20 protein-coding genes and 1 pseudogene are annotated in these 23,344 nt (G+C 70.2%); 10 read left to right on the forward strand and 11 right to left on the reverse strand.

The window, feature by feature from the left end:
• Positions 1–549 precede the first annotated feature (549 nt).
• The 4 genes from ACZ5DC_RS32440 (at position 550) to ACZ5DC_RS32455 (ending at position 4,138) form a co-directional block, all read left to right on the forward strand.
• The gene (locus ACZ5DC_RS32440) at positions 550–777 is read left to right on the forward strand and encodes a ferredoxin (protein ID WP_468658692.1); all 228 of its coding nucleotides are present in this window, start codon (positions 550–552) and stop codon (positions 775–777) included.
• Positions 774–2,141, forward strand: a complete 1,368-nt coding sequence (locus ACZ5DC_RS32445) for an NAD(P)/FAD-dependent oxidoreductase (protein ID WP_468658622.1) — start codon at positions 774–776, stop codon at positions 2,139–2,141. The genes ACZ5DC_RS32440 and ACZ5DC_RS32445 overlap by 4 nt, the downstream gene beginning before the upstream one ends.
• A gap of 36 nt (positions 2,142–2,177) precedes the next feature.
• Positions 2,178–3,398, forward strand: a complete 1,221-nt coding sequence (locus ACZ5DC_RS32450; RefSeq protein ID WP_468658624.1) for a cytochrome P450 — start codon at positions 2,178–2,180, stop codon at positions 3,396–3,398.
• A 200-nt stretch (positions 3,399–3,598) separates the two neighbouring features.
• Complete coding sequence (locus tag ACZ5DC_RS32455; RefSeq protein WP_468658626.1) at positions 3,599–4,138, forward strand: manganese efflux pump MntP; 540 nt, start codon at positions 3,599–3,601, stop codon at positions 4,136–4,138.
• Positions 4,139–4,211: 73 nt separating this feature from the next.
• Here ACZ5DC_RS32455 and pqqE read toward each other — a convergent pair whose 3' ends face one another.
• From pqqE to ACZ5DC_RS32500, 9 genes are all read right to left on the reverse strand, one after another.
• Positions 4,212–5,291 carry a pyrroloquinoline quinone biosynthesis protein PqqE gene (gene pqqE, locus ACZ5DC_RS32460; protein WP_468658628.1) on the reverse strand — a complete coding sequence of 360 codons (1,080 nt, stop codon included), beginning with the start codon at positions 5,289–5,291 and terminating at the stop codon, positions 4,212–4,214.
• On the reverse strand, positions 5,284–5,613 hold the full coding sequence (gene pqqD, locus ACZ5DC_RS32465; RefSeq protein ID WP_468658630.1) for a pyrroloquinoline quinone biosynthesis peptide chaperone PqqD: 330 nt from the start codon (positions 5,611–5,613) through the stop codon (positions 5,284–5,286). Before pqqD ends, pqqE begins: the two co-directional genes overlap by 8 nt.
• 5 nt (positions 5,614–5,618) lie before the next feature.
• Complete coding sequence (gene pqqC / locus ACZ5DC_RS32470; RefSeq protein WP_468658632.1) at positions 5,619–6,314, reverse strand: pyrroloquinoline-quinone synthase PqqC; 696 nt, start codon at positions 6,312–6,314, stop codon at positions 5,619–5,621.
• 311 nt (positions 6,315–6,625) lie between these two features.
• Entirely contained in the window at positions 6,626–6,721 is a 96-nt protein-coding gene (gene pqqA / locus ACZ5DC_RS32475) for a pyrroloquinoline quinone precursor peptide PqqA (RefSeq protein WP_468658634.1), read from the reverse strand.
• 47 nt (positions 6,722–6,768) lie between these two features.
• On the reverse strand, positions 6,769–8,478 hold the full coding sequence (locus ACZ5DC_RS32480) for a PQQ-dependent dehydrogenase, methanol/ethanol family (RefSeq protein ID WP_468658636.1): 1,710 nt from the start codon (positions 8,476–8,478) through the stop codon (positions 6,769–6,771).
• Between the two features lie 22 nt (positions 8,479–8,500).
• Entirely contained in the window at positions 8,501–8,965 is a 465-nt protein-coding gene (locus ACZ5DC_RS32485) for an MSMEG_3727 family PQQ-associated protein (protein ID WP_366754876.1), read from the reverse strand.
• A gap of 275 nt (positions 8,966–9,240) precedes the next feature.
• A complete protein-coding gene (gene katG / locus ACZ5DC_RS32490) occupies positions 9,241–11,481 on the reverse strand; it encodes a catalase/peroxidase HPI (protein ID WP_468658639.1) in 2,241 nt (746 codons plus the stop codon).
• Between the two features lie 40 nt (positions 11,482–11,521).
• Complete coding sequence (locus ACZ5DC_RS32495) at positions 11,522–12,916, reverse strand: LytTR family transcriptional regulator DNA-binding domain-containing protein (RefSeq protein WP_468658641.1); 1,395 nt, start codon at positions 12,914–12,916, stop codon at positions 11,522–11,524.
• 398 nt (positions 12,917–13,314) lie between these two features.
• Positions 13,315–14,286 (reverse strand): LysR family transcriptional regulator, encoded by a 972-nt coding sequence (locus ACZ5DC_RS32500; protein WP_468658643.1) that lies wholly within the window; start codon positions 14,284–14,286, stop codon positions 13,315–13,317.
• 94 nt (positions 14,287–14,380) lie between these two features.
• On the opposite strand from ACZ5DC_RS32500, the gene ACZ5DC_RS32505 reads away from it, so the two are divergent.
• On the forward strand, positions 14,381–15,538 hold the full coding sequence (locus tag ACZ5DC_RS32505) for a nuclear transport factor 2 family protein (RefSeq protein WP_468658645.1): 1,158 nt from the start codon (positions 14,381–14,383) through the stop codon (positions 15,536–15,538).
• A gap of 3 nt (positions 15,539–15,541) precedes the next feature.
• Here the strand turns inward: ACZ5DC_RS32505 and ACZ5DC_RS32510 are convergent.
• Both ACZ5DC_RS32510 and ACZ5DC_RS32515 read right to left on the reverse strand, forming a co-directional pair.
• Positions 15,542–15,773 (reverse strand): annotated as a pseudogene (locus ACZ5DC_RS32510) (IS5/IS1182 family transposase); the annotation flags it as partial.
• Between the two features lie 67 nt (positions 15,774–15,840).
• On the reverse strand, positions 15,841–16,809 hold the full coding sequence (locus tag ACZ5DC_RS32515) for a helix-turn-helix domain-containing protein (RefSeq protein ID WP_468658647.1): 969 nt from the start codon (positions 16,807–16,809) through the stop codon (positions 15,841–15,843).
• Between the two features lie 275 nt (positions 16,810–17,084).
• Between ACZ5DC_RS32515 and ACZ5DC_RS32520 the strand changes: the two genes are divergently transcribed.
• The 5 genes from ACZ5DC_RS32520 (at position 17,085) to ACZ5DC_RS32540 (ending at position 23,068) form a co-directional block, all read left to right on the forward strand.
• Complete coding sequence (locus ACZ5DC_RS32520) at positions 17,085–17,621, forward strand: hypothetical protein (protein WP_468658649.1); 537 nt, start codon at positions 17,085–17,087, stop codon at positions 17,619–17,621.
• Between the two features lie 6 nt (positions 17,622–17,627).
• Positions 17,628–20,795: a S8 family serine peptidase gene (locus tag ACZ5DC_RS32525; protein WP_468658651.1), complete on the forward strand. Its 3,168-nt coding sequence runs from the start codon at positions 17,628–17,630 to the stop codon at positions 20,793–20,795.
• Positions 20,796–21,677: 882 nt separating this feature from the next.
• Positions 21,678–22,244: a PRC-barrel domain-containing protein gene (locus ACZ5DC_RS32530; RefSeq protein WP_468658653.1), complete on the forward strand. Its 567-nt coding sequence runs from the start codon at positions 21,678–21,680 to the stop codon at positions 22,242–22,244.
• Positions 22,245–22,280: 36 nt separating this feature from the next.
• Positions 22,281–22,736 (forward strand): PRC-barrel domain-containing protein, encoded by a 456-nt coding sequence (locus ACZ5DC_RS32535; protein WP_468658655.1) that lies wholly within the window; start codon positions 22,281–22,283, stop codon positions 22,734–22,736.
• Between the two features lie 203 nt (positions 22,737–22,939).
• Positions 22,940–23,068, forward strand: a complete 129-nt coding sequence (locus ACZ5DC_RS32540; RefSeq protein WP_468658657.1) for a hypothetical protein — start codon at positions 22,940–22,942, stop codon at positions 23,066–23,068.
• The last annotated feature ends 276 nt before the right edge of the window (positions 23,069–23,344 follow it).

Raw genomic sequence — 23,344 nt, forward strand, 5'->3', positions numbered from 1 at the left:
GGTGTTGATGTTCCGTGGGATCTTTGCCGTCACATGTGCCGTTCCTGCCGACTGGGCAGCCGTGCAGGGGATGTCACAAGCAGCCGTGGCGGGGAAGAGCAGGGCAGTGAACCGTGGCGACCGTCTCACGCTCAAGATCGGCACCTTCGTGAAATCGATCACCGAACGCGCCGCTGACCGCGCGGCGGGGGCGCCCGCCGTGGGCCGCGAGCCGGTCCTTCCACCTCTCCACCGAGCCGCGCCACGCCGATCCCCGTCCCGGCCGGCCTGGACGTCGACCGAGGCACGCCCACATAGAAGAGGGTCGTTCGGTGGCAGGTGCTGAAGGCAGGCCCGTTCGCCTCGGTGCTGCCCACGGCGGACATGCCCGCGGGCGGGCCGAGGTACGGGGGGTCTGGAGCCCGGCGGCTGGGACGCGGGCAGGCTGCGCCGATCAGCCGTATGTTCGCCGGCCGCAACGGTCCGTGCTTCGACATCAGCCGGCAGGCCGCCCTCGCTTTGCGTGTTTTGAGACCTAACATGAGCTTTGTAGATGTTTTCGATGCCGGGATGAGAGTTGTCGTTGATCTTTCCCGATGCGACGGGTACGCACAGTGCGTCTTCCTGGCCCCGGAGGCGTTCCGGATGCACGGTGAGGAGGCGCTGATGTACGACCCGAACCTCGACGACGCCCAGCGCGACCTTGTGCTGCGCGCCACGGCGGCCTGTCCGGTCCAAGCGATTCCGGTCGACCGGCTGCAAGGACGGAACGCACCGGTGGAGGCGTCGGCGCCGTGATCAGTGCCGGCACTCCGCGGAAGTTCAAGCGCGATGGCCGCATCGTGGTCGTCGGGGCGTCACTGGCGGGACTGCGGGCTGCGGAGGCCCTGCGCGCCGAGGGTTTCACAGGGTCGTTGACCATGATCGGTGACGAGCTGGGCGAGCCCTACGACCGGCCTCCCCTGTCCAAGCAGGTACTGACCGGGTGGGTGCCGGCCGGGGGCACCACGTTGCCCCGCCGTCGCGACGTCGATGCGGAGTGGCTGCTGGGCGTGCCCGCCAGTGGGCTGGACCTCGCGACGAACCGCGTACGACTCGCCGACGGACGCGACGTTCCCTTCGACCGGGTACTGATCGCTACCGGGGTGCGGGCCCGGCCGTGGTTCGTCGAGTCCGAGGCGGCTCTGGACAGGGTGTTCGTGGTGCGTACGCGCGAGCATGCCGAGAGCCTGCGTCGAGCCCTCGCCGCCAGGCCGTCCCGCGTTCTGATCATCGGGGCAGGATTCACCGGCTCCGAGATCGCCTCCGTCTGCCGAGAGCGGGAACTGCCGGTGACGGTCGCCGAACTCGCGGGGGCCCCGTTGGCCGGGGCGCTGGGTGCCGTGATCGGTGAGGTCGCGGCGGACTTGCAGCGCACTCATGGCGTCGACCTGCGGTGCGGTGTCGAGGTCACCCGGCTTGAGGGCGACGCGCGGGGGCGGTTCCGCCGTGCTCACTTGGACGACGGCAGTACGGTCGACGCCGATGTGGCGGTAGTGGCACTCGGGAGCATCCGCAACACCGAGTGGCTACGAGGGTCGGGCCTGGCGGTGGGCGTGTGGGGAGTCGCCTGCGACACGGGTTGCCGCGCCCTCGATGTCAGTGGCCGAGCTGCCGACGACGTCTTCGCCGCGGGAGACGTGGCACGTTGCCCGCACCCCCTCTACGAACACCGGCTCATCTCGCTGGAGCACTGGGCCAACGCCGTGGAGCAGGCCGAGGTCGCGGCACACAACATGGTCAGCGCCGAGGCGGACCGCCGGCCGTATCTTTCGATCCCGGTGTTCTGGTCGATCCAGTTCGGCGTCAACATCAAGTCCGTCGGCGTGCCGACCTTCGCCGACGAGGTGGTCGTCACCCAGGGATCGGTGGACGACCACCGTTTCGTCGCCGCGTACGGCTATCGGGGCCGCGTCACGGCTGCCGTGAGCTTCGACAACGCCAAGTGGCTGCACCACTACCGGCGGTTGATCGAGGTGGCCGCGCCTTTCCCGCCGCGCTGTCCGACGCCGGACCAGCCGACGGACGCACGACCGGTACCCGTCGGCCTCCCCGGCCCCGGCCTGCTCGCTCAGGGCGCCACCGCGGTCGTCACCGGCCGGACCCGGGTGAGCACCGCGTAACGGCCGTACACCAGCATCGGTGAAAGGCAGGGCGGGATGACCACGACCGAGACGCCCGGCATCTTGCGACGGATCTTCGACTACTCCGCCCGGGCCGACCCGTACCCGCTGTACACCGAGTTGCGCGAGGCCCCGGTGGCGGTGCAGGAGGACGGCAGCTACGTCATCAGCACCTATCGCGAGATCACCGACCTGCTGCATGACCCGCGCCTGAGCTCCGACGTGCGCAATCTGTCGCGTCCGATGCCCGCACTCGAGGAAGGCGTCACGACGGCGTTCATCAAGAAGGACCCGCCCGAGCACGATCGCCTGCGGCGTATCGCGATGCGCGACTTCGGCCCCCCGCACACACCTGGGCTGGTGGCCGGAATGGAAAGCGACCTGACCGCCACCGTCGACAGCCTGATCGACGATTTCGCGGGCAAGGAGCGGATCGACGTCGTCGACGATTTCGCCTGCCCGTTGCCCGTGACCGTGACCTGCCACCTGCTCGGCGTTCCCCGTGAGGACGAACCGCGGTTCCACCTCTGGGTGAGCGACATCATGAACTCGGTCGACTACGACCCCGAGACCGACCCGAGGGAAAGGCTGGACAAGGGCGTACGGGCGCGCAAGGACCTGCGCCGGCACCTCGGCGGGCTGGTGGAACAGCGGCACGGCCGGCCCGGCGACGGTCTGCTGGCCCGGATGGCCAACGATGACGGGCCCGACGGCCGGATGACCGACGAAGAAATCGCCGCCACCGCCAAACTGCTGCTCATCGCCGGCCACGAGACGATCGTCAACCTCATCACCAACGGCATGCTGACGCTGCTGCGCCACCCTCAGGTGCTGCAACGGCTGCGTCACCAACCCGACCTCGTCGTACCACTGGTCGAGGAACTACTGCGCTACGAGCCACCCGTGCACATCATTCCCTGGCGGGCGGCCTACAGCGACATCGCCGTAGCCGACACCGTCATCCCCGAAGGCTCGCAGATCATGCTCATGCTGGCCTCTGGCAGCCGCGATCCGAAGCGCTTCCACGATCCCGACCGATTCGACCCGGATCGGCGTGACAACCAGCACCTTGGATTCGGCAGCGGCATCCACTCCTGTTTCGGCGCCGCGCTGGCCCGGCGGGAAACCCAGATCGCGCTGACCGAGCTGGTGCGCCGACTCGACCACCCCAGGCTGGTCGTCGATCCGCCGCCGTACCGACCCAGCCCCGTTCTCCGGGGGCCGATCCATCTGGACGTCGAGCAAGGCGGTGAGTGACGCGGCAGCCGAGGCCGGCGGCAAGGTCGCGCCCCATAGCGTGTGGGATGGCATTGGCGCTCAGTGAGAATCATCCGGATATCGGCTTTCCCAGGTTTATTTCGCGCACCGTCTGAGATATTCTTTAGAATTATGGGGAATGTTGGTCCCGGCAGAGTCGATTCCGTCGACGCCGGCCGTCATCGGGCAGCCGCGTCGCCATGATCTGGGAAACAATTGGCCTGGGTTTCTTGCTCAGTCTCGACAATCTCCGAGTATCGATCGCGCTCGGCACGGTCCCGTTCGGTTTGAAGCGCGCGGTGCAGGTGGCGCTGACCTTCGGGCTGTGGGACGCGATCATGCCCCTGGTCGGGATATCGATCGGTCACCGGATCGCGGAGTCCGTCGGAAACCTCGCCGGTGTGCTGGGCGCGGCCGCGCTCGGCGGGTACGGTCTCTACCTCGTCATCTCGTCCCTCCGCAATCCTGAGCCGGACGAGCTGGACCACCCGTGGGCGTTGTTCGGCATCCCGTTGACGCTGAGCCTGGACAACTTGCTCGCCGGGGCGAGCCTGGGGGTGCTCGGGTTCTCACCGTGGTTCTCGGCCGCCGTCTTCGGTGGCATGACGGCGGTGTTGTCACTGGTCGGGCTGCAACTCGGGCGGGCCACGGCACGTCTCATCCGGATCCGCTCGGACCTGATGAGCGGGGTCGCCCTGATCATCGCCGCCGCGACGCTGCCGTTGTGGTTCGGCGACTGACCCGCTCCTCGGCTCGCAGGGCCGGCCTGGGAGGAGCAGCGGAAGGCCGTCACCGGGCGACTGGCGGCAGACCCTATCGGTGCGGGCGGGGGACCAGCGGAAGGTCGTCGTCCCGCGAGTCGGCGTTGGCGTCCTCGACCGCCCGGGCGACCAGGTCGTGGTCGGGCGACAGGTAACAGACCGGGTCGGTGCGGGCGGCGTCGCCGGTGAGCAGGAACGCCTGGCAGCGGCACCCGCCGAAGTCCACCTCACGCCGGGGGCAGCTCCGGCAGGGTTCCGGCATCCAGTCGGTCCCGCGGAACGCGGTCATCACGGGGGCCTCGGCCCAGATCCGCCCCAGCGGGTCCTCCCGCACACTGGCCCGCGGCAACGGCAGGGACTGGGCGGCCGGGCAGGGCAGGACGTCGCCGTTCGGGGTCACGGTCAGCTGCCGGGAGGCCCAACCGCCCATGCAGGGCTTCGGATAGCGGCTGTAGTAGTCCGGGATGACATAGATGATGTCCATATGGTCCCGCAACCGCTCGCCGGCGGCCCGTACGACGGCCTCGGCCGCTTCGAGCTGGGCCCGGCTCGGCAGCAGCGCGGCACGGTTCCGCCAGGCCCAGCCGTAGTACTGGGTGTTGGCCAGCTCCACCCGGTCCGCGCCCACCTCCTCGGCCAGAGCGAGCACGTCGGCGACGCGGTCGATGTTGTGCCGGTGCAGCACCACGTTCACCGTGAGCGGCCAGCCCAGCTCCTTGACCACACCCATCGCCTCGATCTTGCGCCGGAAGGACGGGATCCCGGCGATCCGGTCGGACACGGCCGGTTCGTCGGCCTGGATGCTGATCTGGACGTGATCCAGACCGGCGGCCCGCAACTGCTCGGCCCTCGGACGCGAGAACCCGAGCGCGCTGGTGATGAGGTTGGTGTAGAGGCCCAGGGCATGGGCGTGCGTCACGAGGTCCACCAGGTCGCGCCGCAGCAGCGGTTCCCCGCCGGACAGGTGGCACTGCAAGACCCCCAGGTCCTCGGCCTCGGTCAGCACCCGCAGCCACTCGTCGGTGGTCAGCTCGTCCCGGTAGCCGGCCAGGTTCAGCGGGTTGGAGCAGTAGGGGCAGGCCAGCGGGCAGCGGTAGGTCAGCTCGGCGAGCAGCCCGAAGGGGCTATCCATCGGTGAGCTCCACCCAGCGCCGGGCGACGAGCCGGGCCAGGAACCGCCGGACGTCGTCCTCGGGGACGGTCTGATAGCGCGCGCCCAGTTCGGCCACGATCTCGGCCACGGTGTGCCGCCCGTCGCACAGCTCCAGGATGGCCGCGCCGCTGCCGTTCAGCACCACGACCGTCTCGGGGTGCAGCAGGACCTTGCGCTGCCTGGTCCGGCAGAAGGTGAGCCGGACATGGGCGGCCAGCCGGGGCCGGTCCATGCCGGACACCCCGGCGCCGGGCCGGGTCGTGCCGCTGCCGCGGGTCGCTTCGGTACGGGTCGGGTCCATGGTGGTCACTCCGGGTAGGCCTGGTCGATGGCGTCCATGAGGCTCCACAGGACATCGCACTTGAACGACAGCGCGTCGACGGCGCGCGCCTGGGACTCGGCGGAGAGGCAGTGCGCGGTGACCACCTCCAGGGCGTGCTCGCAGTCGCGGGGGGCCTGCTCCAGGCGGGCGCGGAAGTAGGCGAGGCCCTCGGGGGCGATCCACGGATACCACCGCTCGAACGCGGCCAGCCGCGCCGCCATCAGGTCAGGCGCGAACAGCTCGGTGAGCGAGGACGCCACCGCCTCCACCCACGGGCGGGTCCGGGCGAAGTGCACGTAGGCGTCGACGGCGAACCGCACCCCCGGTACCAGGTGCCGGTGGTCCCGGACCTCCTCACGGGTCAGCCCGGCGGCCTCGGCCAGGCGCAGCCACGCCTCGATGCCGCCCTCCCCCGCGGCGGTGCCGTCGTGCTCGACGATCCGTCGGATCCAGCGGCGGCGAACCTCCACGTCGGGGCAGTTGGAAAGGATCGCGGCGTCCTTGCGGGGGATGTTCTCCTGGTAGTAGAAGCGGTTGGCCACCCAGCCCCGGATCTGCCGACGGCTCAGCCGGCCGGCGTTCATCCGGACGTGGAACGGGTGCTGATCGTGGTATCGCCGCGAGTGGGCCCGCAACGTCTCGACGAAACCGTCGGCGCCGGTGGTGAGGGTTGTCGTCATCACGGCTCCACACCTGGACCTCAAGGCCGTCCATTGCCGCTTCCATGCCGCTCCTCCGGGGAACGCTGCTCGGGCGTGTCCTCCGGATCGGGTCGGCGTTGTTCGTGTGCACGAGGATCGTCCGCCCCCCCCACCCGGCGAAGGCAGCCGCATCAGGCTTCCATCCGGGCCGTCGACGGGAGGGGCGGCCCGTCTCCCGCGCCGTCTTGCCGGCCGGACCGGGCCGCGCGATGTCGTGGTCGTCCCGGCCGTCCGTGGCATCCCGTGCCGTCGGGCGACGCCGGACCGGGTCCGGTGCCGCCCCACGTCCGCTAGTCCTCCATCCGGGCGAGGTACATGGTCACCTCGGCGGCGACTGCGACCTCGTCGAAATCGGGCGTCTCCCACACAGCGAGCTGAGACTCCATGGATTCACCTCCTCTCCGCCGGAATCACGGCAGGCTCCGGTCACGCGCTACGACGGTTCCGGAAGGGCGAAAACGATCAGGGCGCTTCCGTGCCCCGCGCCCAGCATGCCGGGGAGGAATCCCTCGGCCCAGCCGCCCCAGCCGACGGGCACGGCCACGTACTGCCTGCCGTCGACCATGTAGGTGGTCGGACTGCTGTGGTGGCCGCTTCCGCACTGGAACTGCCACAGCAGCTCCCCGGTGCGGGCGTCGAGTGCGTTGAACTCCCCGGAGGGCTCACCGGCGAACACCAGGTCGCCGCCGGTGACCAGCGTCGAAGCGCACATCGGGAGGTCGTTGCGCCAGCGCCACTTCTCCTCGCCGGTGGTGTCGAACGCGCTGATGGACCCCGCCATGTCCGCGATGTCCACCTGAACGCCCGCACCCCAGTACGGAATGCTCTCCTTGAACTCCCGCCGCCGACGGGTGGCCGTGGCACCGGTGTCCTGGACCGGGACGTAGAAGAGTCCGGTCTTCGGGCTGTACGCCGCATGGGTCCATTCCTTGGCACCGGCCGGGCCGGGGTAGAAGTGGACCGGTTCTCCCTCCTTGTCCGGGTACACCTTGGCCGTCACCTGGCCGTCCCTCGTGATCGCGCCCCATGTGATGCGGTCGACGAAGGGAGTGATCCCGACCCTCGCGCCGTTCGTGCGGTCGAGGACGAAGAAGTAGCCGTTCTTGTCGAAGTGCCCGAGCAGTTTGCGTCCGTCCTGCTCGAACAGGATGCACTCGCCGATGCTGTCGTAGTCCCACACGTCGTGCGGGGTGCACTGGTAGTGCCAGCGGATCTGGCCGCTGTCCACGTCCACGGCGATGATGCTGTCGGTGAAGAGGTTGTCGCCCTCGCGGACCTCTCCGTCGAAGTCGGGCGCCGGGTTGCCGGTGCCCACGTACAGCAGGTTCGTCTCCGGGTCGAAGGTGCCGGTGATCCAGCAGTTCGCCCCGCCCCGTGCCCACGCCTCGCCGTCGGCGGGCCAGGTCTCCGAGCCGGGCTCCCCGGGCTTGGGCACTGTGTAGCAGCGCCACTGGTGCTCGCCGGTTTCGAGATCGAACGCGTCGAGGTGGCCGCGTACGCCGAACTCGCCACCGGAACTTCCGACGATGACCATGTTCTTCACGACGAGAGGGGCGAGCGTGGCACTCTCCCCGGCCCGGACGTCCCCGTAGGTCTTGTCCCAGACCCGCTTGCCGGTGGTGGCGTCGAGCGCGAGCACACGAGCGTTCGCCGTGACGAAGAAGACCTTCCCCTGGGCCACGGCGACCCCGCGGTTCACGTTCCCGCAGCACAAGGACACGTCGAAGGGGACCGCGTGCTTGTACCGCCAGATCTCCACACCCGTCTTGGCGTCGAGGGCCCAGACCCAGCCGTCCCAGCCGGAGAGGAACATGACCCCGTCGACGACGATCGGGGCGGCCTCGAACGAGTAGGTCGACGCGCCCGCGATCAGTCCGGTCGTGCCGGCCTGGAAGACCCAGGCGGGGACCATGCGCTTGACGTTGTCCGTGTTGATCTGGTCCAGCGGGCTGTAGCGTTGCCCGTTGTAGGCGCCGTAGTAGGTGAGCCAGTTCTGCGGTTCCTGGCGGGCGTTGAGTATGCGCTCGTAGTCGACACCGGCCACTACCGGCGGCGCGACGTCTCCGCCCGGGGTCTTGTAATTCAGGGTTCCCTGGTCGACGGCCTCACCCGCGTCGACGTAGTCGGCGTAGTCGACGGTCATTTCCTCCACCTCCTGCTTCTGCCTACGGCCGCGGCTGTTCGGGACGGTCGAGGCGGGCCTCCGGCGGAGCGTCTCCCAGGACCACTATGGACCCGGTCAGCCCCCGGCCCTCGTCATTGCCCGTGGGCGAGCCGAACCAGTAGTAGCCCGGACCGTCGAGGTTGAGGTGCGCATGCCCGTGCGAATGGTTCACCAGCCAGATGAACTTCCTGTCGCCATTGCTCGGCAGAAGTGCGCAGTGCGTGTTCTTGTCGTCGTTGACGAGCTCCAACTCGATATCGCCTCCGTGGGGCATGACCAGAATGGAAGGATCCCAGGTCAGCTCGTCCGGGTGGATGCGAATGGTGGCCTTCATGCGGCCGTCCGGTCCCTCGGTCGCCTGCCCGATGCTTCCGGTTCCCAGCACTTGACCCAGCGCTGCTTTGTTCTGTGTGGCCAACCCGAGCTTGTCCAGCAGGTCGGCCCGCTCGTGCGCGGTCGTCGTCATCGGGGCTTCTCTCCCCTCATCCGATTCCCTGTATTTCCTTCTTCGCATCGCCCGCTGCCCGGCTGTAATCGGTACTCGAGGAGCGCGCCACGCCGAATGAATAACAGCAGAAAGGATGTGAAAACTGGAGTCGGGAAACACGCTACGCCGGACGGATCACACCGACAAGGTACGTCCTGGTCCGGGCCGAATCACGCCGTTCGTCCGCGACTTTCCGCCGTTCGTCACCGATGTGCCACCGTTGAGACGGACCGAGCCGCATCGCGGCGCGTCGGTCAGACGAGGTCGTACCGATCGAGGTTCATGACCTTGGCCCACGCGGCGACGAAGTCCTGCACGAACTTCTCCCGTGCGTCGTCGCTCGCGTAGACCTCCGCGACGGCACGCAGCTCGGAGTTCGAGCCGAAGACGAGATCGACGCGGCTACCGGTCCACTTGACCTCGCCGGTGGCGCGGTCGCGCCCCTCGAAGGTTTCCGCATGCGCGGAGGCCGGCTGCCATTCCGTGCCCGTGTCCAGCAGATTCACGAAGAAGTCGTTGGTCAGCGACCCGGGCGTCGAGGTGAAGACACCCAGCGGCGACTGCTGGTGGTTGGCGCCCAGCACCCGCAGGCCACCCACGAGGACGGTCATCTCGGGCACGGTCAGGTCCAGCAGGTTCGCACGGTCGACCAGCAGGCGCTCCGGCGGCAGCCGGTTGTCCTTGCCACGGTAGTTGCGGAACCCGTCCGCGGTCGGTTCGAGCGCGGCGAAGGAGTCCACATCGGTCCACTCCCGCGTGGCGTCGGTGCGTCCCGCGCTGAAGGGGACCCGGACGTCGTGGCCGGCGGTCCTGGCGGCCTGCTCGACGGCGGCGGCTCCGCCGAGCACGATGAGGTCGGCCAGCGAGATCTTCTTGTTCCCCGTCTGGGAACTGTTGAACGACTCCTGGATCTCCTCCAGTGTGCGCAGCACTCGTGCCAGCGTTCCGGGGTCGTTGACCTCCCAGCCCCGCTGCGGATCCAGGCGGATGCGCGCGCCGTTCGCCCCGCCCCGCTTGTCGCTGACGCGGAACGTCGAGGCCGACGCCCACGCGGTCGAGACGAGCTGGGAGACGGACAGCCCGGAGGCGAGGACCTGGCTCTTGAGCGCGGCGAGGTCCGCCGCCTCGACGAGCACGTGGTCCACGGCCGGGACCGGGTCCTGCCAGAGCAGCGTCTCCCGGGGAACCAGCGGTCCGAGGTAGCGCTGGACCGGGCCCATGTCGAGGTGCGTCAGCTTGAACCAGACCCGGGCGAAGGCATCCGCGAGCTGGTCGGGGTTCTCCAGGAATCGTCGCGAGATCGACGCGTAGACGGGGTCCGACCGGAGCGCGAGGTCCGTCGTCAGGATCGTCGGGGCGTGTGTCGCCGACGGATCGTGGGCGTCCGGCACGGTGCCGGCCCCGCCGCCGTCTCTCGGGGTCCACTGCCACAGACCGGCGGGGCTCAGCTCCAGGTCCCACTCGTAGCCGAACAGGGTCTCGAAGAAGCTGTTGTCCCATCTCGTCGGGGTAGGTGTCCACGTACCCTCAAGCCCGCTGGAGACGGTGTCCTTGCCCTTTCCGGTGCCATGGCCGCTCTTCCAGCCCAATCCCTGCTCCTCCAGGGGCGCGCCCTCGGGTTCGGGGCCGAGGCAGGCGACCGGGTCGGCCGCGCCGTGGGTCTTGCCGAACGTGTGACCGCCCGCGATCAGCGCGACGGTCTCCTCGTCGTTCATCCCCATGCGCCGGAACGTCTCACGAATGTCCCGGGCCGCGGTGAGCGGGTCCGGGACGGTGTTCGGGCCCTCCGGATTGACGTAGATGAGGCCCATCTGGTCAGCGGCCAGAGGGCTTTCCAGCTCCCGGACGCCGCCGTGACGTTCGTCGCCGAGCCAGGCGTGCTCGGGACCCCAGTAGACGTCCTCGTCGGGCGCCCAGACGTCCGCCCGGCCGCCCGCGAAGCCGAAGGTCGCGAGGCCCATGGTCTCCAGGGCGCGGTTGCCCGCGAAGATCATCAGGTCGGCCCAGGAGATCTTGCGGCCGTACTTCTTCTTCACCGGCCAGAGCAGCCGGCGAGCCTTGTCGAGGTTGCGGTTGTCCGGCCAGCTGTTCAGCGGCGCGAATCGCTGCATGCCTGCGCCGGCGCCGCCACGGCCGTCGTGGACGCGGTACGTACCCGCGCTGTGCCACACCATCCGGATCATGAGCGGCCCGTAGTGGCCGAAGTCGGCCGGCCACCACTCCTGCGACGTCGTGAGCACCTCGTCGACGTCCCGCGCCAGGGCGCCGAGGTCGAGCGTCCGGAACTCCGCGGCATAGTCGAAGTCCGGGCCCATGGGGTCGGCCATTGCGGGATGTCTCCGGAGAATCCCCAGGTCGAGCCGGTCCGGCCACCAGTCGCGGTTGCTCGCGCACCCCGTCGCGTGGCCGCGGTGCCCGGCAGGGGCGGAGAGGCCGAGGCCGCCCGCGCCCCCCACGTTCGTCTCGCCGTCAACGACGTCCGGACTGTCAGACACGGGACTCTTCCTTCCGGTGACAGAGGCCGGGCCGGAGCACTCAGATGCCCAGCGCATGACGCACGGCCGGCGCGTGCCGCCGGGAAACCGGCACCATGGCGTTCGCCCGGTCGTTCATGACCAAGAACAGCTCGCCCTTGAGCCCGCGCTCTATCTCCCTGACGCGGCTGAGATTGACCACGTACCGGCGGTGGACCCGCAGGAAGCCGGCACCCGCCAGCTCACCTTCGAGTTTGTCCAGACTCAGTGAGGCGGCTCGCAATTTCCCCTGGTCGGTGGAGAGCCAGACGTCGTTCCCGTGCGATTCGGCGAAGGAGACTTCCGGCAGCCGTAGCAGCACCATCCGGTGGTCCCGCATCGCGACCAGTCGGCGCGGCCGGGCCCGAAGGTGCACGACCCGCTCCGCCTGGGGCAGCTGCGCCCCGTCGGTGGCGCCGAAGGAGACCAGGTTCCCGATCAGACGTCCGGACGAGAAGACGGGTCGGATGCTGATCGATGTCGGTTCGTCGGCGAGGTGGGCGAAGATCTGTGTCGAGCCGACCCAGTCGGGATCGTTGACCGCCTGTCCGGTGGCATACCGAGCGGCAGTGATCAGTTCGGGCAGCCCGGGGTTCCATCGCAGCGTGGGGTCGACCGCCGGGGTGCATGCCGGAACGCCAAGCACCGCGCTTGCCATGTCGTCGGCGATCACCACCTTGCCCGCGGTGTCGACCGCGGCGAGTGCCGCACCGGACTGTGCTCTGGCCCGGGTATAGGCCGCGACCAGCTCGGCACCGCTGTCCCGGGCGCGCCTCTTCAGGGGGCACTGAGTCATGGTGGCCGCGTTCGCCAGCCAGCTCTCCGTGGACGCGGGGAGCCGGCTGCGCCAGCAGCAGACGTTCAGCACCGCGATCGGTTCTCTGGTCACCACGTCGCGCACCGCGATGCCCGCGCCGGCCCAGTCGTGGAGCACCTGGCACCAATGCTCCGCACCCCTGATCGTCACCGGGCCGTGCGCCTCGAGCGCCGTGCCTATGCCGTTCGTGCCGACCGCGCACTCGGACCAGCAGAACCAGGGCGCCAGATGGGGGTCGCCGGCTCTGGCGAGCGTGGCTTGGTCACCCCACTCGGCCAGGATCCGGCCAGTGGCGTCGGTGACAGTGACGACGCCGCCGAGGCTGCCCACCTCATGCGCCAGGGAAGCAGCGCGGAATCCCAGCTCGGCGAGTACGACGTCGCGCTCCGGCGTATGGTCGAGCTCCGCGACGGCCACCGGAGCCTCTGTGAGGTGAGGATCGACCCGGTATTGCTCTCGGCAGCGATGCCAGGAGATCGCCACCAGGGGCCGGACATCCGGGTCCTGGTCCTCGCCGCGCACGAACCGTTCCCACGCCGCGAGCACGGTGCCGCCGTCCAGGTTCACCGGGCTGCGTTCGAGCTGATGTACGTCGCTCATGGTTCAGAACCACCCTTGGTCCATCCCCGACCCTCGACGGCGCGCCTGCCCGCACCGGTCGCCGCCCGTCGCGGCCTGGCCGCGGCGGACCGGGCCCTGCGTCACTCGTTCCAGGCTGGGTCACAGACCTGCGCTCTCCAGCCTAGGTACCGTTGCGGGCCTGCGCACGTCCCCCTCCGGGCCGCGTGCGCGGAATGCCGCTTCCCGGCCGGCCGTGGTCGGCACACCCGCGGGCGAGGCGCGCGGCTCGCGGCACTCGGTCCGCCTCTTCACCGCTTGATGCCGTGACCGGCAGCTGCCGGGTTCGGGCCGCGAGCGGGAGGGTTCCGTCTTAGGATGTGTGAGCCTCGCACGGTAGATGAGGCACAGTGGCCCCCCTCCCCCGCACCGGTTCCGGCTTACGAGTCACTGATGTCACGGTGAAGCATCGGCGCACCGGCATGGCCGTCCGTCGCACCGGATCGGTGAGCGGCTGGGGCCGGGCGGATCGCGTCGATGGCTACGGCGAGTAGGTCGCGCAGGGGTGCTGAGCAGGGGTGGGGGTCGCGGCGCGGTGTGATCGCGTAGATGCCGCGGGTCGGGGGATTCACGAGGGTGACTGTGGTGACATCGGCTCTCAGGGCGCGCGTCAGCACTCGGGGGATGAGCGCGATGGCGTGACCGGTGGCGACCAGGGCCAGCTTGCCGGGCAGATCGGCCGCGGTGAGGTCGATGCGTGCGCTCACTCCGGCGCGGGCGGCGTGCTGGCGCAGAAGCGTCGCCGAGCCGTCGTTGTCCTCGACCCAGGTCTGGTCGGCCAGTGCCTGGATGTGCACCTGGCCGTGTCCGGCCTGCGGATGGCCGGAGGGCAGTACGACGACCATCTCGTCCAGCCCGAGGAACCTCCGGTCCACCGTCGGGCTGACCGCCAGCCCCGGCGGGGCGTCGGTGACGACGGCGATGTCGAGATCGCCGGCGGCCACGCGGCTGTGCAGTTGTGCGCTCACAGCGGGGAGCAGGCTCCAGTGGACGGCTCCGGCCCGCTCCAGCAGGGCTCGGACGGCCTCAGGGACGATTCCCGCGGCCAGAGACGGCGTCGCCCCGATGGCCAGGGGCCGACCACCCACCCCGTCGCGAACGGCTTGTACCGCGCGGACGGCGCGGTCGGCCTCGTTGAGCGTGGCGAGGGCATGTCGCCGGAACGCCTCGCCGGCCGGCGTCGGGCGCACACCACGCGCGTGGCGCTCCACCAAGGGCACGCCGAGGCGTCGCTCCAGTCCGGCGATCTGCCGGGAGACGGCCGACTGCGTGTGATTGAGCTCGGCTGCCGCCGCCGACAGCGACCCGGTCCGGCACACGGTCACGAACGCACGCCACACCGTCAGATCCATGGCCGCAGTATGTCAGTCGGTATGCGGGGCAAGCATGGCAGGCATGCGCAACCTGCGCTTGTCGCATGAACCGGCGTGCATCACTGTGGGGCGCATGACCACACCGCACTCGATCGCCGTCCTCGGCCTGGGGCACATGGGCCGCGCGATGGCGACGCGACTGGCTGCCCGAGACTGGGACGTCGTCGGCTGGACACGCTCAGGCCGCGGCTCGGGCACCGTCAAGACGACCGTGGACCCGAAGGAGGCCGTCGCTCGGGCAGACCTCGTACTCCTGTCACTGTTCGACGGCCCGGCCTGCCAGCGCGTCCTCGACGACGTCCGTGACGCGCTGCGAAGTGACACGATCGTCCTCAACACCGGCACCGTCTCCCCCGCCGAAGCATCGCGGCTGGCTCTGCGATGGGGACCGGCTTACGTCCACGCGCCCCTTCTCGGCTCGGTGCCCGCTGCCGCAAGCGGAACCCTGCGGATCCTCGCCGCTGCCGAACAGGACGCATTCGACCGGGTCCGGCCGGTTCTGGAAACGCTGGGCACCGTCCGGCGCGCGGACGACGCGGCCACAGCCGCCGCGCTCAAGCTGATCGCCAACAACAGCCTCGCCGGGACCGTCCTGGCGCTGCGTGACTCACTACGGCAAGCCGACGCTCTCGGCCTTGCCCGTACTGAGGTACTGGACGTTCTGGAACTCGGCCAGCTCGGCGCGTTCGTGGCCCGCAAGCGCCGGTACCTACGCGGCGAACCCACCGCTGGGACGGCCGAATTCACGATCGGCGCGCTGGCGAAGGACATGGCCTTGCTGGCCGACGCGTCGGGCATCCCCCTGTGCAGCGCGACGGGCCTGATCGACACCCCCGCGACGCCCGAGGCCGACATCGCCGTCGCCGCCACGGTCCCCGCCGTGGCGGACACCGTGCTCGAACCGCTTCGCGCCTACATCCGCGGACACGCCACCGGCGACCCCGCCCACTTCCGCACCGCGTTCCTTCCCACCGCCCACATCGAAGGCATCCGGGACGGTGCGTTCGTCTCCTGGCGCCTGGAGGAGTACTGCGCCTTGTTCCACGGCCGGCCGGCCCCGGACGAACCGACCCGCACCCGCCGCATCGAGGCCGTCGATGTCCACGGCACTGTCGCGACGGCCACCGTGACGCTCTCGCACGGTGCGGACACGTTCACGGACGTCTTCCTGCTGATCCGCACCGACGACGGCTGGCGCATCGCCAACAAGGCATACCACCGCCACGTCTGACGCCGAGTCCGGCCGGCGCCGTGGACGGCCCACGCGGCCTCGGACAGGCGGAGTCGCGCAGTGGTGTTCGGAGCCTGTCCGGCCCCGGTCGGCCGGCGACGGGCCCGTGCGGCGCCCCGTTGCAGGGCCCTGACGTGGGAAGAGCCGACAACGCAGCGGGACCGGTCCAGCCTCGCGGCCACGTCCCAGTCCCCCGCAGTCGGCGCCGGCACGTCATCCCGGAGCCGAAGCCGAGCTCCTCGGCCTTCAACGCCCCACCCGTACAAGGGAGATGCCGAGTTCACGGCCTTCTGTAACACCCTTCAGATCCAGCCTCTTTTCGCGGCCTCGGCTCCCACCTGGAAGCGGGTGTCGAGGCCGAGCCCGGAGGCGATCGCCGCTATCCGGCGGGTCACGGTGCGCGCGCTCGTCCCCAGCTGCCGGGCGATCGCCTGGTCCTTGTACCCCGCCTGCATCATCTTCAGCAGCAGCAGGTCCTGGGCGCTCGGCCCGTCGGCCGTCACCGGGTCGGTGGCGCCGACGGACTGCGCACGCTGCCAGTAGGAGTCGAACAACTCCAGGAGCGCGTCGAGCAGTCCCGACCTGTGGACCACGGCGATCATGTCGTAACGGCCCGGGACCAGCGCGACCAGCGCGACGCGTCGGTCCATGATGCGCAGTCTGAACGGCAGGGCCGGCAGGATGCGGGCCTGCTCGCCGATCCGGGCGAGGTGGGTGATCAGCTCGAAACGGCCGGGCTTCGCCAGCGCCTCCGGGGTGTAGACGGACCGGATGTCGACGCCGCGGCCCAGCAGGTCCATCGTCAGGGCCTCCTCCAACTCGGTGCTGTAATGGCCGAGATAGGGAGGACGATCGAGCACCCAGAAGTGAGTGCGAACCGACTGCATCAGTTCGGCGACGCGCAACGTGATCTCCGCCTCGCCCGTGATCACCTCCACCAGTCCGGTCGGATCCTCCCGGAGCCGGCGGGCACGGTACTCGTCCGCCAGGTCCTCGACGGTGCCCCACACCGCGGTGAACGCCGCCTCGCTCTCGGCCCGGCGTCTGGCGAGCAGCGCGCTCAACGCGGTGTGCGGGCTGACCGGACGGTACTGGCCGTGCCCTTCCTTCCGCAGCATGCCCAGCTCCACCAACCGGGAGATCGTGCGCCGGATCCGGCTGGGCGTGGTGCCCAGGCTCTCGGCGATCTCGGTGGCCGTCCGGCCCGGCCCGGTCAGACAGACCCGGTAGACCCTTTCGTCGAACTCGCTGATCCCCAGCGTGCTCAGCACCGGCCGCCCTCCCGTGATCACCGCCCGACGGCCCGTCGGGATGCGCGTGACGCGAATCGCCAACTGGCGATCTACGACACGAGTCTGATCTAGACATCTCTCCTTCACAAGCATTCACTCTGATCGTTCACGCCGCCTGTGGAAGGGATCCAGGCCCCCTCGATGCCGACGACCGGTCAGGTGGCGCACCATGGACGGCAGAGGACGACCGTGCTCTGCCCGACCGCAGAGCCGGGAGAGACCTTGTGAAAGCACACCACCGCAGACGCTGGAGCGTGCCGCTTGCGGCCGGCGCTCTGGTACTCGCGCTGGCGGGCCCCTACGACGCGACTGCCTCGGCGTCCTCAGCAGCCCGTTTCTACGCCGCGTCCACCGCATCCGCGTCCGACCGGGTGCCCGCGGGCGACCACTCCGTCACGCTGATCACCGGTGACGTGGTCACCACCCGGCGGAGCCCCGGCACGGACGGCAAGGCCGGAGGCACCGTCAGCGTCCGCGGTGCCGGCGGGCGCCCCGTACAGACCCGCATCCTGACATCGGGCGACGACCTCTACGTGTTCCCCGAGTCCGTACTGCCCTTCGTCGCCGAGGGCACCCTGGACCGGCAGCTGTTCAACATCACGGACATGATCGCCGACGGGTACGACGACGCGCACCGCGACCGGCTGCCGCTCATCGTCTCCTACACGCACTCCGCCGGCACACGCCCCAAGGCCGCCGCTCTGCCCGCCGGGGCGACCCGGGTCCGCACCCTCGACGGCATACGCGGCGCCGCCCTCACCGCGGACCGCTCGCGCGCCGCGGACTTCTGAAAGTCCGTGGCCGGGACGGCGACGACCGACCGAGCCCGCAAGCAGGCCGCCGCACCCGCCTTCGCCGACGGGATCGCGCACATCTGGCTGGACGGCCTCGTCCACGCCGACCTCGCCGACAGCACCAAGCAGATCGGCGCGCCGCAGGTCTGGGCGGAGGGCAACACCGGACAAGGCGTGGACGTGGCGGTCCTCGACACCGGCATCGACGCCGGACACCCCGACCTCGTGGACCGCGTCGCGAGCCGGCAGAGTTTCGTGCCGGGCGAGAACACCGACGACCGCTTCGGCCACGGCACGCATGTCGCGTCCATCATCGCCGGCACCGGCGCGGCCTCCGACGGCAGGGAGAAGGGCGTCGCCCCCGGTGCCCGCCTCGACATCGCCAAGGTGCTGGACGACACCGGCTCCGGACAGACCTCCTGGATCCTGGCCGGCATGGAATGGGCCGCGGTCGACCAGCACGCCAAGGTCATCAACATGAGTCTCGGCGACGCGCGGGCGTCCGACGGAACCGACCCCCTCAGCCAGGCCGTCGACAAGCTCAGCGCCGAGACGGGCGCGCTGTTCGTCGTCGCCGCCGGCAACGCGGGCGCACCCGCCACCATCGGCGCACCGGGCGCGGCGAGCACCGCGCTGACCGTGGGCGCCGTCGACTCCGGCGACTCCGTGGCCGACTTCTCCAGCCAGGGCCCCCGCGTGGACGGCGCCCTGAAGCCGGAGATCACCGCGCCCGGCGTCGGCATCCTGGCGGCCAACTCCCGGTTCGACGGCAACGACGCGGGCGCCTACCAGACCATGAGCGGCACTTCTATGGCCACGCCCCACGTGACGGGCGCCGCCGCGCTGATGGCCGCCGCTCATCCGGACCTCACCGGGGGCCAGCTGAAGGACCTGCTGACCAGCAGCTCCCGGCAGACCCCGCAGTACGACGCCTTCCAGGCGGGCAGCGGCCGCCTCGACCTCGCCGCGGCCGCGCACGCCGGAGTCTTCGCCACGGCGACCGCGTATGCCGCGCAGGTCCCGCAGAACCCCGCCGGCGGCGTGCGGCGCCCGGTGACGTACACCAACACCACCGACACGCCGGTCGCCCTCGCGCTGACCGTCGAAGCCGCACACGCCCCGGCCGGCGTGTTCCGCCTCTCCGCCTCCCAGGTGGTCGTGCCCGCGCACGGCAGCGCCGGTGTCACCGTGACCATCGACGGCTCGGCCGCCCCCGCCGACGGCCGGTACACCGGTCAGGTCGTCGCGAGAACCGCGGCCGGGAAGGTCGCGGCGCACACCGCCGTCTCCCTCGGGGACGTCGTACACAAACTGACCATGACGTTCAAGGACGCCCACGGCCGGCCCATGTCCGGCGTGGTCGAACTGCTCAGGTCCGGTGACGACTCCCCGGCGTTCGTCGAGATCGACGCCTCCGGCACAGGGCAGTTGTACCTGCCCAAGGACGTGTACTCGGTGCTCTCCTTCAAGACGGTGCAGGGCGTCCACGGCCCCCACTCGTGGGGCATGGCCCTGCTGGGCGACCCCGACGTCACCATGGACCGCGACACCACCGTCACCCTTGACGCGTCCAGGATCGGCCGCATCGACATGACGGCTCCTCAGCGGACCGAGACGACCTACCAGCGACTGGACTACACCCGCATGATGGGCGGCCAGGTCTGGCGGGACTACATGGAGATCCAGACCAACTACGACAGCCTGTGGGCCCAGCCGACCACCCACAAGGTCACCCACGGCGACTTCTACCTGGCGGCCCGCTGGCGCAAGGAGAAGCCCGCGCTGGCCGTCTCGACCCGCACCACCGACTTCACCGATGTGCTGCGCCAGGACGGCGTCACCCCCCTGCCCAAGGGCAGTGCCAAGCTCCCCCTGGTCTTCGCCGGCCAGGGCGCGAGCAGCGACTACGCGCACCTCGACGCGCACGGCAAGGCCGTGGTGGTACGCCGCAACGACGACGTCACCGACATCGACCAGGCGGCCGCTGCGACAGCCGCGGGCGCCGAACTCATGCTGGTCGTGAACAACGTGGACGGCCGCGGCTTCCGCCGCTACAACGCGCCGTTCGGCTCGACACCCGTCCCGCTCGACGTGGGCCTGCTCAGCACCGACGAGGGCGAGAAGCTCGTCCAGCAGGCCCGGACCCGCGACGCCTCCGTCACGGTCGACTCCGCGCCCGTGAGCCCGTACGTCTACGACCTCAGCCGGACCTGGCACAACGAGATCCCCGACCGCATGGTGGTGCCGGGCAGCTCCAGGAACCTCGCCCGGGTCGACGAGACCTTCGACAGCCCGGCCCCGGGAAAGACCGGCGGCGAGTTCCGCTTCGACTGGCCTGCCTACAACGACTGGGCCATCGGCGAGATGATGCCGGAGCCGGTGCGCGGCAAGCGCACCGACTGGGTCTCCACCGGGGGGTTCAACAGCTGGAGCCAGAGCGCTTACGCGGACGGCATGGTCTTCGAAGCCGGGGCCAGGACCGCCTACCGGGCGGGCAGCAGGCAGTCCGAGGAATGGTTCAAGCCGATCGAACGGCCCTACCTGAACGACGTCTACAGTCTTCCCACGCGCAAGGGCGACCACCTGTACATCGACATCCCGGCCTGGGGCAGCCGCGACCACGTCGGCATGAACCAGATCGACAGCGCAGCGGAGCAGCGCCAGACCCTCTACCAGGGCACCAAGGAGCTCGGCACCGGAACCTTCACGAACGTCTCGGGCGACGCGCCCAGCGCCGGCAAGCTGCCGTACCGGCTCGTCGTCACGGGCAAGCGCGACGTTCCGTTCACCCCGTACTCCTCCGGCACCCGCACCGAATGGGACTTCACCTCGAAGGCGGCGTCGGACGGCTCGGACTCGGTCCTGCCGCTGGTGCAGATCGACTACACGGTCGACACCGACCAGGCCGGGCGGGCCGGAAGGCACGACACCCTGTCCGCCACCGCCGCGCAGCTGCCGGGTGCCGCCGGCGCCGGCCGGGTCGGCGCGGTCACCCTGGAGCTGTCCTACGACGACGGCAGGACATGGCACAGGGCCACCGGTGACCATGACGGACGGTACCGCCTGGACGCGTCGAAGAACGCGTCCTACGTGTCGCTCAGGGCGAGCGCCGAGGACTCGGCGGGCAACGCGGTGCACCAGACCGTGATCCGGGCGTTCGGCCTGCGCTGACGCCACCCCGCGGTTCGCACGCGGGTGATGGCCGGTCCGTCCGTGGTGGCACGACCACGGACGGACCGTCCGCCGTCGGGCGGCCCCGGACGGCGCGGTCCGTCCGGCAGGGTGCTCAGGCCGTGTCCGTTCGTCCGGCGCGCTGCCCGCAGCCGTCTCCGTAGGGGCGCTGCCAGGCGGACTCGCGTACGGCGCCCGGCCGTGGCCCGGAACGGTGGCGCGGCAGCTGCCCGTGCCGTGCGGGGCTTCGCGGCGGGCCGGCTGCCGCTGCTCACCGCCCGCACACCGGCCACGGCCCTGACGGCGTGCGTCCTGCCCGGCCTGCTCATGGCTCCCGTGCTCAGCGCGGCCTACCGGTACACCTCCGCCTCCGCCCCGGCCGACTCTGCGGCGGAGGCCGCCCGCCCTGCTGGTCGCGGCGCTGGGCATCGGCTGCGCCGCGGGCACCGCGCCGGGTCCGCGCTGTTGCCCGTCCCGCTGCCCACGGGGCCGGCCGCCGCGTGCCGCTCTTCGGCGACGCCGTTCCGCCCGGCCTTCGCAGGCGAAAGGGCGGTTCCTGTCGGTTGTGGTGAGGCGTTGGAACAGGTGCCCGGTACGCGGACCGCGGTGCGTACGCGGATGGCCGGTATCCCACTGCGAAACGCAGGCGTGTCTGCCAGTACAGAGGGCAACAGGACACCACGGAAAGGTCGCTGAGCGTATCTCGATTCACGGCGGATGGCCGACGGCAGGGAGGTGGAAGACGATGTTGTGGTTCTGGCTGGTCGTCCTCGTCGCGGTGGTGGCATTGCTCGCCGGGGCGTTGGTCCTCGTTCAGGCACGACGCCGGTCCGGAACGGTGATCGCGGTCAACCGCGGGCGCGCCGGCCGGGGAGGCGGACGGTGAACACCCTCGTACTCGCATCCGAACTGTCCGGACGAGCGGTGGTGACACTCGGCGGGGAGGCGGTGGCACAGATCAAGGATGTCGTCTTCGACGGGCCGGCGGGCCGGATCACCGGTTTCACCCTGAGCGGGCGAGGCCTGCTGGCCGGGCCGCTGAAGCAGAGTCTTCCCTTCTCCCATGTGCACGCGGTCGGGCCATCCGCGGTGATGATCGTCAGCCAGGCTCTCTTCGAAGACCGGGACGCGGTCGTCGGGCGCGGTGAGGCCGATCGGGGCCGAGTCCTGGGGGCTCCCGTCCTCACCGAGGAGGGCACCAACATCGGGACCGTGGCTGACCTGGTCATCGAGACGGGGACGAGCGGCCGGGTGGTCGGCTTCGAGGTCGCCTCCAACGACAATCTCGACCGGCGGCACCGCAAGGTGTTCGTGCCGCGTGGGCAGTCCCTGGCCGTCTCCGGTCAGGCCCTCGTCGTTCCCGCGCAGGCACAGCATTTCGTGACGGACGACCTGCCCAGCTTCGCCGCCCAGGTCGAAGCCTTCCTCACTCATATGCGGCACCGCTGACCAGGCGCCGCTCCGCCCGACGAAGGAGGACCCGCGATGCTCTTCTCCCAGGCCTTCGGCCTACCCGTGATCACGGCCGACGACGCGACCACCGTGGGCAAGGTGGCGGACCTGACCGTCGACGCACAGGACGCCGCCACGGTGGCCGCGGTGCGGTTGTCCGGGGCGGCCGACCGCGCCGAAGCGCTGCCGTGGAGCGCTGTGGAGGCAGTGGGCACGGACGCGGTGATCGTCCACTCACGTGTCATGGCCGAGCGGGGGCAGGACCGTGTGCCTGCCCATCACCGGGCACTCGGTAGCCGGGTCCTGACCGAGCACGGCGTCGAGCACGGAACGGTCAGGGACATCGCCTTCGACCCCGTCTCCGGTCGCATCCTCACGCTCTACACCGCCCTCGGGGAGATCGCCGGGGCGCGCCTGATGGGCCTCGGCTCCTATGCCGCGGTGGTGCGCGCCGAACCTGTGCTCACCGGCGCCGTCGGCTCACCGTGACGTCCCGCTGCCCCCCCCAGCGCACTGTCGCGGTCAGACGACTCCGAGCCCGTAGCCGCCGAGACGGGTGTCGTACTTCCGCGGGAAGCCGGCGGACGCGGCGGTGTGAAGGCGTAGGCCGCCCAGCGCGCCGGTACGGCGGCCGGGGATGACCGTGCCCTGCCCGGCGTCCGCTTGCCCGACCCTTCGATGCGTGGCCGCTCATGAGCGATCCAGCGGGCGATCTCCGACTCGTCCCGCTCCAGCGTCCACAGATCAGCCTCGAAGCCATGCGCCTGGGCGCCCTGTTCCAGCACGGTCCGCACCTGTTCGACCTGGGCATCGTCGAGTAGGGCCTGTCGCGAAAGTGGAACCCGCGCATTGATGATCACGCTCCGTGGGACGTGGTGGGTGGCCGGACTTGGACGAGGTCGAGCCCCTCCGATGCCCGGCTCATCGCCTCGCGCGAGGCGAAGGCCGTCTGATGCCCGATCGTGATTCACGGATGTACAACCCGGTGTAAATCACGGCTGTCTAGTAGTGCTTCGTTAGGTTCTGGGTCTGGTTCTGTTGGTGGTGAGGGGTTGGCCGCAGGTGGTGCAGGTGCCGGTCCAGCACCTCAGCAGGTC

It is taken from the genome of Streptomyces sp. NPDC031445 (assembly GCF_055581365.1).

What these genes read in the sequence shown, in the direction of transcription:
- ACZ5DC_RS32455 (WP_468658626.1), top strand. Translation starts at nt 3,599, where the DNA reads ATGATCTGGGAAACAATTGGCCTGGGTTTCTTGCTCAGTCTCGACAAT.
- ACZ5DC_RS32450 (WP_468658624.1), top strand. Translation starts at nt 2,178, where the DNA reads ATGACCACGACCGAGACGCCCGGCATCTTGCGACGGATCTTCGACTAC.
- ACZ5DC_RS32480 (WP_468658636.1), bottom strand. Translation starts at nt 8,478, where the DNA reads ATGACCGTCGACTACGCCGACTACGTCGACGCGGGTGAGGCCGTCGAC.
- ACZ5DC_RS32500 (WP_468658643.1), bottom strand. Translation starts at nt 14,286, where the DNA reads ATGGATCTGACGGTGTGGCGTGCGTTCGTGACCGTGTGCCGGACCGGG.
- ACZ5DC_RS32495 (WP_468658641.1), bottom strand. Translation starts at nt 12,916, where the DNA reads ATGAGCGACGTACATCAGCTCGAACGCAGCCCGGTGAACCTGGACGGC.
- ACZ5DC_RS32535 (WP_468658655.1), top strand. Translation starts at nt 22,281, where the DNA reads ATGCTCTTCTCCCAGGCCTTCGGCCTACCCGTGATCACGGCCGACGAC.
- pqqA (WP_468658634.1), bottom strand. Translation starts at nt 6,721, where the DNA reads ATGGAGTCTCAGCTCGCTGTGTGGGAGACGCCCGATTTCGACGAGGTC.
- pqqC (WP_468658632.1), bottom strand. Translation starts at nt 6,314, where the DNA reads ATGACGACAACCCTCACCACCGGCGCCGACGGTTTCGTCGAGACGTTG.
- ACZ5DC_RS32540 (WP_468658657.1), top strand. Translation starts at nt 22,940, where the DNA reads ATGAGCGATCCAGCGGGCGATCTCCGACTCGTCCCGCTCCAGCGTCCA.
- ACZ5DC_RS32505 (WP_468658645.1), top strand. Translation starts at nt 14,381, where the DNA reads ATGACCACACCGCACTCGATCGCCGTCCTCGGCCTGGGGCACATGGGC.
- ACZ5DC_RS32440 (WP_468658692.1), top strand. Translation starts at nt 550, where the DNA reads ATGAGAGTTGTCGTTGATCTTTCCCGATGCGACGGGTACGCACAGTGC.
- ACZ5DC_RS32485 (WP_366754876.1), bottom strand. Translation starts at nt 8,965, where the DNA reads ATGACGACGACCGCGCACGAGCGGGCCGACCTGCTGGACAAGCTCGGG.
- pqqE (WP_468658628.1), bottom strand. Translation starts at nt 5,291, where the DNA reads ATGGATAGCCCCTTCGGGCTGCTCGCCGAGCTGACCTACCGCTGCCCG.
- pqqD (WP_468658630.1), bottom strand. Translation starts at nt 5,613, where the DNA reads ATGGACCCGACCCGTACCGAAGCGACCCGCGGCAGCGGCACGACCCGG.